Source organism: Streptomyces sp. CA-111067 (genome assembly GCF_050956065.1).
GTDB lineage: Bacteria > Actinomycetota > Actinomycetes > Streptomycetales > Streptomycetaceae > Actinacidiphila.
In genome coordinates, this window is the sequence record NZ_CP192103.1 from 1,473,562 (window position 1) to 1,485,966 (window position 12,405).

At 73.1% G+C, this 12,405-nt stretch carries 13 protein-coding genes; 6 read left to right on the top strand and 7 right to left on the bottom strand.

From position 1 onward, the window contains the following. Positions 1–150 precede the first annotated feature (150 nt). Positions 151–1,299 carry an acyl-CoA dehydrogenase family protein gene (locus ACQPW6_RS06425; protein ID WP_433888562.1) on the bottom strand — a complete coding sequence of 383 codons (1,149 nt, stop codon included), beginning with the start codon at positions 1,297–1,299 and terminating at the stop codon, positions 151–153. 74 nt (positions 1,300–1,373) lie between these two features. On the opposite strand from ACQPW6_RS06425, the gene ACQPW6_RS06430 reads away from it, so the two are divergent. Together ACQPW6_RS06430 and ACQPW6_RS06435 are read left to right on the top strand one after the other, a co-directional pair. After that, a complete protein-coding gene (locus tag ACQPW6_RS06430; protein ID WP_433888563.1) occupies positions 1,374–2,045 on the top strand; it encodes a TetR/AcrR family transcriptional regulator in 672 nt (223 codons plus the stop codon). Between the two features lie 13 nt (positions 2,046–2,058). Further along, complete coding sequence (locus tag ACQPW6_RS06435) at positions 2,059–2,580, top strand: DUF402 domain-containing protein (RefSeq protein WP_433888564.1); 522 nt, start codon at positions 2,059–2,061, stop codon at positions 2,578–2,580. 40 nt (positions 2,581–2,620) lie between these two features. Here ACQPW6_RS06435 and ACQPW6_RS06440 read toward each other — a convergent pair whose 3' ends face one another. The 4 genes from ACQPW6_RS06440 to ACQPW6_RS06455 all read right to left on the bottom strand — a co-directional run bounded on the left by ACQPW6_RS06440 (position 2,621) and on the right by ACQPW6_RS06455 (position 6,703). After that, positions 2,621–3,703: a zinc-binding dehydrogenase gene (locus ACQPW6_RS06440; protein ID WP_433888565.1), complete on the bottom strand. Its 1,083-nt coding sequence runs from the start codon at positions 3,701–3,703 to the stop codon at positions 2,621–2,623. 113 nt (positions 3,704–3,816) lie between these two features. After that, the gene (locus ACQPW6_RS06445; RefSeq protein WP_433894442.1) at positions 3,817–5,193 is read right to left on the bottom strand and encodes an aldehyde dehydrogenase family protein; all 1,377 of its coding nucleotides are present in this window, start codon (positions 5,191–5,193) and stop codon (positions 3,817–3,819) included. 242 nt (positions 5,194–5,435) lie between these two features. Continuing rightward, positions 5,436–6,041 carry a TetR/AcrR family transcriptional regulator gene (locus ACQPW6_RS06450; RefSeq protein ID WP_433888566.1) on the bottom strand — a complete coding sequence of 202 codons (606 nt, stop codon included), beginning with the start codon at positions 6,039–6,041 and terminating at the stop codon, positions 5,436–5,438. A gap of 5 nt (positions 6,042–6,046) precedes the next feature. Beyond that, positions 6,047–6,703 (bottom strand): TetR/AcrR family transcriptional regulator, encoded by a 657-nt coding sequence (locus ACQPW6_RS06455; protein ID WP_433888567.1) that lies wholly within the window; start codon positions 6,701–6,703, stop codon positions 6,047–6,049. A 195-nt stretch (positions 6,704–6,898) separates the two neighbouring features. Here ACQPW6_RS06455 and hmgA point away from each other — a divergent pair, with 195 nt between their 5' ends. From hmgA to ACQPW6_RS06470, 3 genes are read left to right on the top strand one after another with little or no spacing between them, the layout of a single operon-like run. Continuing rightward, the gene (gene hmgA, locus ACQPW6_RS06460) at positions 6,899–8,248 is read left to right on the top strand and encodes a homogentisate 1,2-dioxygenase (protein ID WP_433888568.1); all 1,350 of its coding nucleotides are present in this window, start codon (positions 6,899–6,901) and stop codon (positions 8,246–8,248) included. Continuing rightward, a complete protein-coding gene (locus ACQPW6_RS06465) occupies positions 8,245–8,991 on the top strand; it encodes a GntR family transcriptional regulator (protein WP_433888569.1) in 747 nt (248 codons plus the stop codon). The genes hmgA and ACQPW6_RS06465 overlap by 4 nt, the downstream gene beginning before the upstream one ends. Positions 8,992–9,005: 14 nt before the next feature. Next, positions 9,006–10,253, top strand: coding sequence for a type ISP restriction/modification enzyme (locus ACQPW6_RS06470; RefSeq protein WP_433888570.1), 1,248 nt, complete (start codon positions 9,006–9,008; stop codon positions 10,251–10,253). A 126-nt stretch (positions 10,254–10,379) separates the two neighbouring features. On the opposite strand, the gene ACQPW6_RS06475 is transcribed toward ACQPW6_RS06470, so the two are convergent. Then, positions 10,380–10,643: a hypothetical protein gene (locus tag ACQPW6_RS06475; RefSeq protein ID WP_433888571.1), complete on the bottom strand. Its 264-nt coding sequence runs from the start codon at positions 10,641–10,643 to the stop codon at positions 10,380–10,382. Positions 10,644–10,890: 247 nt separating this feature from the next. Beyond that, a complete protein-coding gene (locus ACQPW6_RS06480; RefSeq protein ID WP_433888572.1) occupies positions 10,891–11,685 on the bottom strand; it encodes an SGNH/GDSL hydrolase family protein in 795 nt (264 codons plus the stop codon). A 194-nt stretch (positions 11,686–11,879) separates the two neighbouring features. On the opposite strand from ACQPW6_RS06480, the gene ACQPW6_RS06485 reads away from it, so the two are divergent. Further along, positions 11,880–12,368 carry a hypothetical protein gene (locus ACQPW6_RS06485; RefSeq protein ID WP_433888573.1) on the top strand — a complete coding sequence of 163 codons (489 nt, stop codon included), beginning with the start codon at positions 11,880–11,882 and terminating at the stop codon, positions 12,366–12,368. Positions 12,369–12,405: the final 37 nt, after the last annotated feature.

Consider the following 12,405-nt stretch of genomic DNA (forward strand, 5'->3'; position numbering starts at 1 on the left):
TGCCAGGGGGCCAGCTTACCCGCTGGGTGAGCAAGCGCTTAGAGGACGGGCGATCGGGTGACCGGCCGGGCCCGGGGCGCGAGGTACGGGGCGGGCCCGAGGTGCGAGGTACGTGGCGGGGGCGGCCCCGGAGCGCGGGGCCGGCGGGGGTCAGAACGCCGAGACGCCGGTCAGTGCTCGTCCGATCAGCAGCTTGTGTATCTGGCTGGTGCCCTCGTAGAGCGTCATGACCCGGGCGTCGCGCAGCAGCTTGCCCGCCGGGTACTCGTCGATGTAGCCGTAGCCGCCGAAGACCTGGAGCGCCTGGTTGGCGCAGCGCACCGCGGCCTCGCTCGCGTAGAGCTTGGCGACCGAGGACTCGGTGGCGAACGGCAGCCCGCGGTCGATGTGGTCGGCCACCCGCCAGGTGAGCAGCCGGGCCGCGTCCACGTCCACCGCGATGTCGGCGAGCAGTTCCTGTACGAGCTGGCGGCCGGCGATCGGCGCGCCGAACTGCTCGCGCTGCCCCGCGTAGGCCACGGCCGCCTCCAGGCACGCCTGCGCGATGCCCACGCAGCCGGCCGCGACCGACATCCGGCCCTTGGCCAGCGCCGACATCGCCACCGAGAAGCCCTTGCCCTCCGGGCCGAGCATCGCGGACGCGGGCACCCTGACCTCGTCGAGCACCAGCTCGGCGGTGGCCTGGCCGCGCAGCCCGAGCTTGCCGTGGATCTCCCGGCGGGTCAGCCCCGGGCTGTCGGCCGGCACCAGGAAGGCGCTGACGCCGCGGTGGCCGGGGCCGCCGGTGCGGGCGAAGAGCAGCACGACATCGGCCCAGGTGCCGTTGGTGATGAACATCTTGCTGCCGGTGATCAGATAACCGTCGCCGTCGCGGACCGCCCGGGTGGTCAGGTTGGCCGCGTCGGAGCCGGTTCCCGGCTCGGTCAGGCCGAAGCAGCCGACCGCGTCGCCCGCGGTCAGCCGCGGCAGCCAGCCGCGCTTCTGCTCCGCGCTCCCCCAGTGCGCGATCGACTTGCCGACAAGCCCGAGGGAGACCGAGACGATGCCGCGCACGGCGGAGTCGCCGCGGCCCAGCTCCTCGGTCACCAGGCAGTACGCCAGGTGGTCGCCGCCCGAGCCGCCGTACTCCTCGCCGACGGTCAGGCCGAGGAAGCCCAGCGCGCCGAGCTTCTTCACGATCGCCCGGTCCACGCTCTCCGCCCGGTCCCAGGCCACCGCGTTCGGCACGATCTCGCGCTCGGTGAAGTCCCTGGCCAGCGCCTTGACCGCGGCCTGCTCCTCGGACAGCTCCAGATCCACTGCGCACACCCGCCGTCTCGCCACTCGAAACTACCACCGCTAGTTTTTGAGCGGCGGCCTCTACTATGTGCCGCATGGCCCGACCCCGCAAGCCCCTGCTCAGCCGCGACCGCATCGTCAGCGCGGCACTCGCCCTGATCGACGCCGAGGGGCTGGACGCGCTGTCCACCCGGCGGCTCGCGGCGGAGCTCGGGGTGAGCGGACCGTCGCTCTACAACCACTTCGCCACCAAGGAGGCGATCCTCGACGCGGCGGCCGACACCGTCGTCGCCCAGGTCGACCTGTCGATGTTCGGCGCCGGCCTGGACTGGCGGCAGGCGCTACTCGACTGGGGCCGGTCCTACCGCGCGGCGCTGACCGACCACCCGCACATCGTGCCGTTCCTGGCCACCGGGCCCGGGCTGCGGCCGGCCGGGCTGCGGATGGCCGACGCGGTGTTCGGCGGCATGGTCGAGGCGGGCTGGCCGCCGGCCCAGGCGACCCATGTCGGCGCGCTGATGCGGTACTTCGTGACCGGCTCCGCGCTCGGCTCCTTCGCCGGCGGCTTCGTCGGCGACGCGGCGGCCTACGATCCGGCCGACTACCCGCACCTCGGCCAGGCCCACCTGCTGGTCAAGCACCGGCGGCAGGTGGACGACGGCGCCTTCGAGACCGGGCTGCGGGCCCTGGTGGACGGTCTGGCGCTGCAGTATCCGCCGGCCGCCGGCGGCAACGGAATTCCCTCGGCGGCCGGTGCGAACGGCTGACAGGATGGCGGGCATGCCGGCTCAAGATCTCGTACAGGTCAACTACCGCAAATACGACGGCTCCCTGCACTGGAACCTGTGCATGCGGCGGCTCGGCGAGGACGAGCACGGGGTGTGGCTCGGGCTGCCCCCGGAGGGTGTGACCCGCAAGGGCCACAACCCCGCGATGACGCTCCCCGAGGCGCACGTCATCCTCTTCCCGCCCGCCGCCTGGTGGACCGCCACGTTCAACGCCGCCCCGCGCCGCACCGAGGTCTACTGCGACATCACCACCCCGCCGAACTGGCTCTCACCGGCCGAGGTCACCATGGTCGACCTGGACCTGGACGTGCTGCTGCGGCGGGACGGCTACGGCCCGATCCTGGTGGACGAGGACGAGTTCGACGAGCACCAGGTGCTGTACCGCTACCCCGCCGACGTGGTCAACGCGGCGCGGGAGTCGGCCGGTTGGCTGATGGAGGCGGTGGCGGCCCGCAGCGGGCCGTTCGACGGGGTGCACCGGAAGTGGCTGGCGATGGTGGACGAGCCGCGCTGACCCGCCACCTGCCGGCCTCGCGAACCCGTCGCCCCGCCGCTCAGAAGACGACCAGCGCCCGGCCGCCGCGGCCTGCCGTCATCGCCTCGAAGGCGGCCGGGATGCCGTCGAGCCCGATCCGGTCGGTCACCATGCCCGACAGGTCGAGCCGGCCCTGCCTGACGTGCTCGGCGAGGATCGGCAGATCCTCCGCCGGGTCGCAGTTGCCGTAGACGCAACCGGCCAACGTGCGGCCGAAGTAGAAGAGTTCGAGCGCGGAGAAGGTCACCTGCTGGTCCTGGCCGCCGATGCCGACCACCGTCGTGCGGCCGCCGCGACGGGTGGAGGACCAGGCGGTGCGGATGGTGTCGGCCCGGCCGACGCACTCGATGGCGGCGTCCACGCCGATGCCGCCGGTCAGCCGGCGGATCTGCTTGGCGGTGTCCTCGCCGGAGACGACGAAGTCGGTGGCGCCGGCCGCCCGCGCCAACTCCTCCTTGGCCGGGGCCACATCGACCGCGATGATCTGCCCGGCGCCGGCGATCCTGGCGGACTGGAGCACCGCGAGTCCGACCCCGCCGACCCCGTAGACGGCGACGGACTCGCCCTCGCGCAGCCGCGCCGAGTGGTGCACGGCCCCGTAGCCGGTCAGCACCGCGCAGCCCAGCAGGGCCGCGTCGGTGAGCGGAACACCGTCCGGCAGCGGCAGTACGGCGCCGGCCGCCACCACCGTCTCCTCGGCGAAGACGGCGGTGCCCAGGCCCGGGTAGAGCGCGCTGCCGTCGGCGCCGAGGGTGGCGTACGGAACGGCCGACGCGGCACCGGAGTTGGCGCACAGCCAGGGTTCGCCGAGTCCGCAGAAGTGGCATGTCCCGCAGGCGGGTGCCCAGTTGAGCACCACCCCGTCACCGGCGGCCAGTTGGCCGACTCCCTCGCCGACCGAGACCACCGTGCCGGCGCCCTCGTGGCCGAGCACGGCCGGAACCGGCTGGCGCAGCGTGCCGTTGGAGAGCGACAGGTCGGAGTGGCACACGCCCGCGGCGGCCAGCCGTACCCGCACCTGGCCGGGACCGGGCTCCGGCAGGTCGATCTCGGCGACGGTCAGCGGGGCGTTGACGGCGGACAGGACGGCGGCGCGGACCACGGTGTCTCCCGGGCGGTTTGTCGGCAAGTCGATTGACGGGTAAGGCGGTTGGCGGTGCCCGGACGGCTGGCGGGCGGGCCGTCCGGGCGCCGGATTGGGCCCCGGCTCCCGGGTCAGAACTGGAGCGACTTCGTCTGGAGGTACTCCGCCAGCCCGTGGGTGCCGAGCTCGCGTCCGACGCCGGACTGCTTGTAGCCGCCGAACGGCGCCCGCGGGTTGAACCGTCCGCCGTTGATGTCCACCTGGCCGGTGTCCATCCGGCGGGCGAAGGCGACGGCCGACTCCTCGTCGGCGCCCCAGACCGCGCCCGCGAGCCCGTACACCGTGCCGTTGGCGATCCGCAGCGCGTCGTCCTCGTCCTGGTAGCGGATCAGCACGACGACCGGGCCGAAGATCTCCTCCTGGGCGACGGTCATCTCCGGCGTCACGTCGGCGAGGACCGTGGGGCGTACGTAGTAGCCGGTCGTCATCCCGTCGGGCGCCTCGGGGCCGCCCGCGACGATCCGGGCCCCCTGCTCCACCCCGCGGTTGATGTACCCGCGCACCCGGTCGCGCTGCCGCCCGCTGATCAGCGGGCCGAGCCGGTCGCCCGGCCGGTACTTGGCGGCGGCCTCGACGGCGATGCCCACGGCCTCGTCGTAGCGCGCGTCGTCCACCAGGATCCGGGTCCAGGCGCTGCACGTCTGGCCGGAGTTGGCGAAGACATTGGCGATGCCGACGTTGACAGCCTTGGCCAGATCGGCGCCCGGCAGCACCACGTTGGCGGACTTGCCGCCGAGTTCGAGCGCCACCCGCTTGACGGCGGCGCCGGCCCCCGCGCCGATCCGCCGGCCGACGTCGGTGGAGCCGGTGAACGAGACAAGGTCCACGTCCGGGTGCTCCGCCAGCGCCTGTCCTGCCACCGGGCCGAGTCCCGTGACGAGGTTGAACACCCCGGCGGGCAGCCCCGCCTCGTCCAGGATCTCGGCGAACTGCTGGGCGACCAGCGGGGTGTTCTCGGCGGGCTTGAGCACCACCGTGCAGCCGGCGGCCAGCGCCGGCGCGACCTTGGCGACGATCTGGTGCAGCGGGTAGTTCCACGGGGTGATGGCGCCGACGACACCGACCGGCTCCTGGTACACCGTGGAGTTGCCGACCTTCTCCACGAACGCGAACTCCGCGGCGATCTCGGCGAACGAGCCGAGCACGGCGGTGGGCAGGGCAACGTGCACGGCGGAGGCGAAGGCCGGCGGCGCGCCGAGTTCGGCGGAGACGGTGGCCGCGATCTCCTTGCGGCGGGCGGCGAGCAGGTCGCGGGCCGCGGCGAGTACGGCGCCGCGCCGGGCGGGCTCGGTGGCCGACCAGCCGGGCAGCGCGGCCCGGGCGGCGGAAACGGCGGCGTCGATGTCGGCCGCGGTGCCGGCCGGGACCCGGCCGATGACCTGCTCGGTCGCCGGGTCGACCACGCCGATCCGGTCGGTGCTCGTGGACTCCTGCCAGCGGCCGCCGATGTAGTGGGTGTCGCGGCCGGGGTGGACGAGGGCCGCGCCTGTCGCGGGGCTGCCCGTGCCCGCCGGCTCTGTGGTCGCCGTCCCCCTCCTCGTTCCGGTTGTCGTGTCCGTGCCCGTTGTGCCGTGCACGCCGTTCGTGTCGCTTTCCACGCTGCCGCCCTCCGGAGTCACCGCTCTGCGTCCGACGCCCAAACTAGCGTCGTTAGTTTTTCGTGGCCAGGGCCCCTGGCCCGCGCCGTGCGTCAGTCGAGCACGGTGCCGAGGTAGGCGCGTATGAGCTGCTTCGTCTCGGCGATCACCTGGGGATCGCCCGCCGGGTCGGCACGGAAGGCCAGTTGCAGGGCGGCGTCGGCGGTCTCCACGGCCAGCACCATCGCCAGCCGCAGCCGGGGGTGGCCGGGGTCGACGGTGAGCCGGTCGCCGAGCAGGCCGGGCAGCCGGTCGGCGAGATCCTCGTTGGTCTCGCCGGGAACCCCGAAGTCGAGCAGCGCGAAGCCGGGCGCGGTGCGCTTCATGGCGGTGTACTCGTCCACCAGGATGTCCACCGCGCCGCGCCAGTCGGTGCCCGCGTCCGGTTGCCGCAGCCGGACCTCGACGCGGGCCAGGAAGTCGTCCAGGTTCCGGTGCGCGAGCGCGTCGGCCAGCGCCCGCTTGTCGGAGAAGAACCGGTACACCGAGCCGATGGGCACGCCCGCCCTGGCGGCGACGGCGCGGGTGCTCAGCCGCTCGTAGCCGCCCTCGTCGAGCAGCCGCGCGCAGGCGTCCAGGATCCGGGCGAGCCGCTCGGTGCTGCGCTGCTGCACCGGGGCCCTGCGCAGCCCGCCCTCGGCGCTGCCGGCCCCTGACACGGCGGTCAGTTCCGGGCGGCGAGGGCGTCGAAGAGCATCCGCAGATCGGCCAGGGTCTCGTCCATCGCGGCTTTCGGGTCCTCTGCCCGGACGATCGCCATGGCGCTCTCGCTGAGGCCGCCGTAGAGCATCGCGGTCAGCGGGGCCGCCGGGCGCGGCGGTATCGCGCCCTTCCTGATCGCCCGCTCGACACCGCTCATGGTCAGTTCGCGGCAGTTGACGCCCAGGTCGCGCATGGCCTCGTAGCCGAGGGCGCCGGGCGCGTCGAAGAGCGTGATGCGCTGCACCTCCGGGTCGAGCGAGGCCTCCAGATAGGTGCGGCTGCCCTCGAAGACCGCTTCCCAGGGGTCGTCGGCGACCTGGCGGTAGGCGGCCGAGACCTTCTCGGCCAGCCGCTCCTGCTCGCGGATGTACACGGCGCTGAACAGCTGCTTCTTGCCCGCGAAGTGGTGGTAGAGCGCGCCCTTGGTGACGCCGGCGCGCTCGCAGACCGCGTCCAGCGAGGTGGCGGCGTAGCCGTCGGCGGCGAAGAGGTCGCGGGCGGCGGTGACCAGGTCCTCGACGGTGGCGTCGGAGCGCTGCTGCTGGGTGCGGCGGCCGGCCGGCCGCCGGGGCGCGTCCTGCCGCGTGTCGCCGTCGATGCCGCTGCTGGCTGTGGTCACGGCCGCCTCCTGTCGATCCTGGACTGCGCGTCCACCTTAACCAGGAATCGCCGTGTGACATCGGTGTACGGGCAGGTGGGGGTCGCCGTGGGCGGGTTGTCCACAGGGAGGTTGTCCACAAGCTCCGGGCGGGGGTTGCCGTGCTGATTCCTATGGCTCAGCATAGGAATCAGGACGAGATCACCGGGAGTACGGATGAGCACTACGGACGGCAACGGGCGGGCCGGCGGCGAGCGGCCCGGTGGCGGGCAGGACGGGAAGGAGCTCGGGTATTCGGCGGGCTTCGGCAACGAGCACAGCAGTGAGGCCGTGCCCGGGGCGCTGCCGGTCGGGCGCAACGCGCCGCAGCGTGCGCCGCTGGGGCTCTACGCGGAGCAGCTCAGCGGCACCGCGTTCACCGAGCCGCGGGCCCGCAACCGGCGCAGCTGGCTCTACCGGATCCGGCCGTCCGCGGCGCATCCGCCCTTCCGGCGGACAGCGAACGGCGCTCTGCGCAGCGCACCCTTCCAGGACGTCGAGCCCGATCCCAACCGGCTGCGCTGGGGCCCGCCGCCCGCGCCGCGGGAGCCGACGGATTTCGTACAGGGCCTGGCCACCGTCGGTGGGAACGGCGATGTGCTGCGCCGCGAGGGCATCGGCATCCACTGGTACGCGGCCAACACCTCGATGCGGAACCGGGTGTTCTCGTGCGCCGACGGGGAGTTCCTGATCGTGCCGCAGCAGGGCGCGCTGCTGCTGCGGACCGAACTGGGGCTGCTGCGCGCGGATCCGGGGCATGTGGCGCTCATCCCGCGGGGCGTCCGCTTCCGGGTCGAACTGCTGGAGGACACCGCCCGCGGCTACGTCTGCGAGAACTACGGGCAGCCCTTCCAGCTGCCGGAGCTGGGCCCGATCGGCGCCAACGGCCTCGCCAACGCCAGGGACTTCCTCGCCCCGGTGGCGGCCTACGAGGACCGGGACGAGCCGACGGAGGTGGTCAACAAGTTCGGCGGCAACCTGTGGGCGGCCGTCTACGACCACTCGCCGCTGGACGTGGTCGCCTGGCACGGCAGCCATGTGCCGTACGTGTACGACCTGCGGCGCTTCAACGTGCTCGGCTCGATCAGCTACGACCACCCGGATCCGTCGATCTTCACGGTGCTGACCTCGCCGTCGGACACCCCCGGTCTGGCGGGCGCCGACTTCGTGGTGTTCGCGCCGCGCTGGCTGGTCGGTGAGGACACCTTCAGGCCGCCGTACTTCCACCGCAACGTGATGTCGGAGTTCATGGGCCTGATCGACGGCGCCTACGACGCCAAGGCGGAGGGCTTCGTGCCCGGCGGCGCCTCGCTGCACAACATGATGTCGGCCCACGGGCCCGACCGCGCCACCTTCGACAAGGCGAGCGGCGCCGAGCTGATACCGCAGAAGGTGGACGACGGGCTCGCGTTCATGTTCGAGACCCGCTGGCCGGTGGTGCCCACCGGGTCCGCGCTGTCGGCCGGCCACCGGCAGCCGGACTACGACGCGGTGTGGGAGGGACTTGCGAGAAACTTCCGGCCGTGACCTCCTTCGCGCCCGACTCCCTCGTGCTGAACCGCAAGCTGCCGCTGTGGTACCAGGTGTCGCAGTCGCTGCGGGCCTCGATACTGGGCCGCCGCCCCGAGGCGCCGCTGCGGCTGCCCACCGAGGACGAGCTCGCCGTGCACTACGGCGTGAGCGTGCTCACCATGCGGCAGGCGCTCAAGGAGCTGGAGGACGAGGGGCTGATCAGCCGGCACCGCAGGCGCGGCACGTTCATCGAGCCCACCGCGCTGCGCGGGGCGCCGGTGAAGCTGCTCGGCTCGGTCGACGCGATCGTCGCCCAGCAGTCCGGCGGGCGCACCGCCGTGCTCCAGCACGGGCTGTCACCGCTGCCGCCGGAGGTCGCCGAGCACTTCCCCGGTCTCGGTGAGGCCATGGCCTACCGGCGGCTGCGCTGTGACGAGCAGGGCGAGCCGGCCAACTGGGCGGAGAACTTCGTCCGGCCCGATCTCGGCGCCCGGATCGACCTCGCCGACCTGGAGCGCTGGCCGATGACGAAGGTGCTGCGTGATGTGCTCGGGGTGCGGATCAGCCGGATCACCGACACCGTGGAGGCCCGGCTGGCCGACCCCGAGACGGCCAGGCTGCTCCAGGTGCCGCTGCTCAGCCCGATCCTGCACTACACGGGGGTGACCTACGACGAGTCAGGAAGGGCGGTCGACGTGGTGCGCATCCACTACCGGGGCGACCGCTTCTCGTTCACGGTGACGATGGAGGCGCCCTGACCGACGTCAGTAGCATGCATGCGGTGAGCGACGACGACGCGCCCCTGCTGCATGACGTGATGCCGTGGTCCGTGCGCCCGCTGCGGATCGGCCGCGGCTGGCCGATGGCGCCCGACCCCGCGAGCCTGCGGGCGCGTTGGCGGCTGCTCACCTCCGCGCCCGACGAGCCGGCCAGGGCCGCGCTGCTGCACGGCAGCAGGGCCCGTACGCTGCACAGCCGGGTGGCGCAGCTGCCCGGCCACCGCACCCCCACCACCGCGCTGGCCGGGGAGCACGGGCCGTGCCCGGAGCCGGTGCCGGTGCGACACGGGCCGTTCGACCAGCAGTGGTTGATCCCCGACCACCGGCTGATCGACGTCGCCAGGCCGGAGTTGTGGCGGGTCGCCGACGAGCGGCAGGTCTTCGCCGTCGAGCAGGGGTATCTGGCGGAGTCGCCGGAGCCGGCCGTGGCCTTCTCCGCGGTGCTGCCCGACGGGCGCTCGGCGGCGGGCAGGCCGGGCTGGATACGGCCGCTGTTCCGGCGGCCCGGCGGCCTCGACCCGAACCTGGCGCCCGGGCTGGCCGAGGTGCTGTCGGCGGGCCTGGGGGCCGAGGTGGCGCCGGAGAATGTGCTCGCCTGGATCGCCGCCGCGGCCCGTCCGGCGGCGGCCGGCTGCCGGGTGCCGCTCCCCCGCGACCCGGCCGACTGGCACGCCGGGCTCGCGCTCGGCGCCAGGACGCTGTGGCTGCACACCCGTGGCGCCAGGTCCGCCGATCCGGCCGGCGGCCGGGAGCCGCACCGGGCCCGGCTGCCCGGCGGCAGCCGCCCCTACGTGCGGGCGCCGCTGCCCGCGGCGCCGGGTCCGGGCGAGCTGGCGTACGACCCGCAGGAGGAGACGCTGCGGATCGGCGCGGGCCAGGTCTCGCCGGTGGCCGCCGGGGCCTGGGAGTTGACCGCGGGCGGGGTGCGGGTGCTGGAGTCCTGGTACGAGCGGCGTACCGAGCCGGGTGCGCCGGGGTCACTGGAGGCGCTGCGTCCGGCGGTCTGGACCCGGACCACCACCTCGGAACTGCTGGAACTGATCAGCGTGCTGACGTTGCTCGCCGAACTCGCCGACGCCCGCCGGGAGCTGGCGCGGCGGCTGTCCGAGCCGGGCCGGACGGTCACCGCGACCGAGCTGCGGGCGGCGGGAGTGCTGCCGATACCTGCGGGGCGGCGCAGGCCGGCCTCGGTGCTCGAACACCGTGAAGAGGGACCCGACGGGCAGTTCGCGCTGCTGTGAGGCGGGCGACAGCCGGTGGTTCGGGCCCGTGGGCAGCCGGGGCCTCACGGGGTGGTGCGGGTAGTGCGGAGCGCCCGGGCCGCCGGGTGGGTGGGACGGCGGCCCGGCCGGGGCCGGATGTGCCCTTCAGCGCCGGTTGCCGAAGAGCGACCTCCGCAGCCGTCGGAGCGGGGCGAAGAGCGACACGCGTGCGCCCCGGTTCGCCGTGGTGTGAGCGGTGTTGCGGGAGGTCAGCTCCCGCATGAGCACGGTCGCCTCCTCCGTGTCGCGCAGCGGCGCCGCGGGACCGGCCAGTATGGCCAGGTGCCGGTCCAGCCTGGCGCTGGACGCGCCTGTACCGCAGTTGATGGCGGGCACTCTCGGCCTGCCGTGCATCGCTATCTGATCCATGACTCTCCCCACCCTGACGAGGGCACCCGGCTCGGGCAGGCTAACCCTATCGTCCCGCCACGTCACGTGCGCATCCCAGACACAACCCGAACGCTGGACTCACCTTCCCCCCAAGGGTGTTGACGATCTCACGACCCCGCGCAGGCACTGATCTGCGGGTCTCCCGGCACGGCGGCGCCCCCGCCGGACAGGTCCGACGGGGGCGGGTGTTCGAATACCGACGTGTCGACGTACTGACGTACCCCGATCAGGCGGAAGCGCTGAACGCCGGGAGGTAGCCGCCGGACTGGCCCGCGGCGGTGGGGTGGTACGACTCGTCCACCGGCAGGGTCACGCTGTGCAGCCACGGCGACCCGGAGCACAGTTCGTGCCCGGTGAAGCGGTCGCGTACGTCGGCGAAGGCGAAGCCGTGGTCGGCGGCCCGCTTGGCGATCACCCCGTCCAGGTCGTCGGCCGCCCCGTTGACGGCCGAACGCGCGGCGTCGCTGAGACCGCCGACGCAGTCGCCGGGCACCGCGTAGAAGCGCGGGTAGCCGACCACGACCACACGGGCGTCGGGCCCCTTGGCGTGGATCGCGTCGTAGGCGGTGTCGAGCAGTGCCGGCAGGCTCTTGTCCACGAACGCGCGGGCCTGCGCGACCCGGCTCAGGCAGGAGCTCTCGGAGTTGAAGACGCAGGTGCTCATGACGTCGGAGAACCCGGCGTCGTTGCCGCCGATGGTGACGCTGATCAGCGTGGTGGCCGAACTGACCTGGCCGAGCTGCTTCTTGACGACGTCACCGGTCCTGGCTCCCGAGCAGGCGGTGAACGCGAACGACGAGGGGCTGTGGTCCGCGGCCCACAGGGCGGGATACGCCTTGGTGCTCCGTTCGCAGTCGCCACTGGCGCTGTCGTAGCTGCCGGAGCCCACGCCGGCCGCGTAGGAGTCGCCCAGGGCGGCGTAGGCGTGGGCCGCGGAGTGCGCGGGGCCGGCTCCGACGAGGGCGAGCACGGATGTGATGATCAGTGCGGAAACAGCTGCGGCAAAGCGGGAAAATCTCATGAAATCTCCCTTAGCAGGTTTTCCGCCCCATTCGTCGTACCGACTGGTAACGATCGCGGGAGATGTCATGCGCATGAATGCTGATGGCCAGTCACCATCCTTGTCCTGGATGTCCGTCGAATCCTTGACGTACCTGTCCAGGGCACGCGAAGGTGAATCCCCGCATCCGGCGTGATTGGGGGGCAAAGTCGCCAATGCCACCGACAGACCGGGAGTTCACCGGCCACGACGGCCCGCTCCCCTTCTCCACTAGCAACTCCGTTCGCGCCACCACCCGTTCGGCGCAGACCGCGGTCGCCGTCGGGGCCGCCTCGGCCATCTGCGCGGCGGGCACGGTGCTCACGCTGACCCACCTGGCCTCGCCCGTCCGGGCACCGTTCACGCTCTTCTATCTGTTCGTCGCGCCCACCCTCGCGGTCGCGCTGCTGCTCCCGGACGCCGACCCGCTGGGCCGGGCCGTGCTGGCCACGGCGGCCGGCGTGACGCTTGACCTGGTGCTGGCCGCCGGGATGCTCGCGCTGCGCATGTGGTCGGTCGACGGCGGGCTGGTGGCCGTCACCGTGGTCAGCGCCGCGCTGTGCCTGCTGCCCCCGCTGCGGCGAGTGATACGCGGCGGCGGCGCGACCGCCGAACGGGGTACGGGCGAGCCGTGTTCCGAGCATGTGAACCACGTTCAGGTGTGACGTCCGGCACGGAAAAAGGCTGGGCGAATCGGGCCCA

Coding starts and splice junctions, on each gene's coding strand:
- ACQPW6_RS06430 (WP_433888563.1), top strand. CDS start 1,374: ATGGCCCGACCCCGCAAGCCCCTGCTCAGCCGCGACCGCATCGTCAGC.
- ACQPW6_RS06435 (WP_433888564.1), top strand. CDS start 2,059: ATGCCGGCTCAAGATCTCGTACAGGTCAACTACCGCAAATACGACGGC.
- hmgA (WP_433888568.1), top strand. CDS start 6,899: ATGAGCACTACGGACGGCAACGGGCGGGCCGGCGGCGAGCGGCCCGGT.
- ACQPW6_RS06470 (WP_433888570.1), top strand. CDS start 9,006: ATGCATGCGGTGAGCGACGACGACGCGCCCCTGCTGCATGACGTGATG.
- ACQPW6_RS06475 (WP_433888571.1), bottom strand. CDS start 10,643: ATGGATCAGATAGCGATGCACGGCAGGCCGAGAGTGCCCGCCATCAAC.
- ACQPW6_RS06480 (WP_433888572.1), bottom strand. CDS start 11,685: ATGAGATTTTCCCGCTTTGCCGCAGCTGTTTCCGCACTGATCATCACA.
- ACQPW6_RS06485 (WP_433888573.1), top strand. CDS start 11,880: ATGCCACCGACAGACCGGGAGTTCACCGGCCACGACGGCCCGCTCCCC.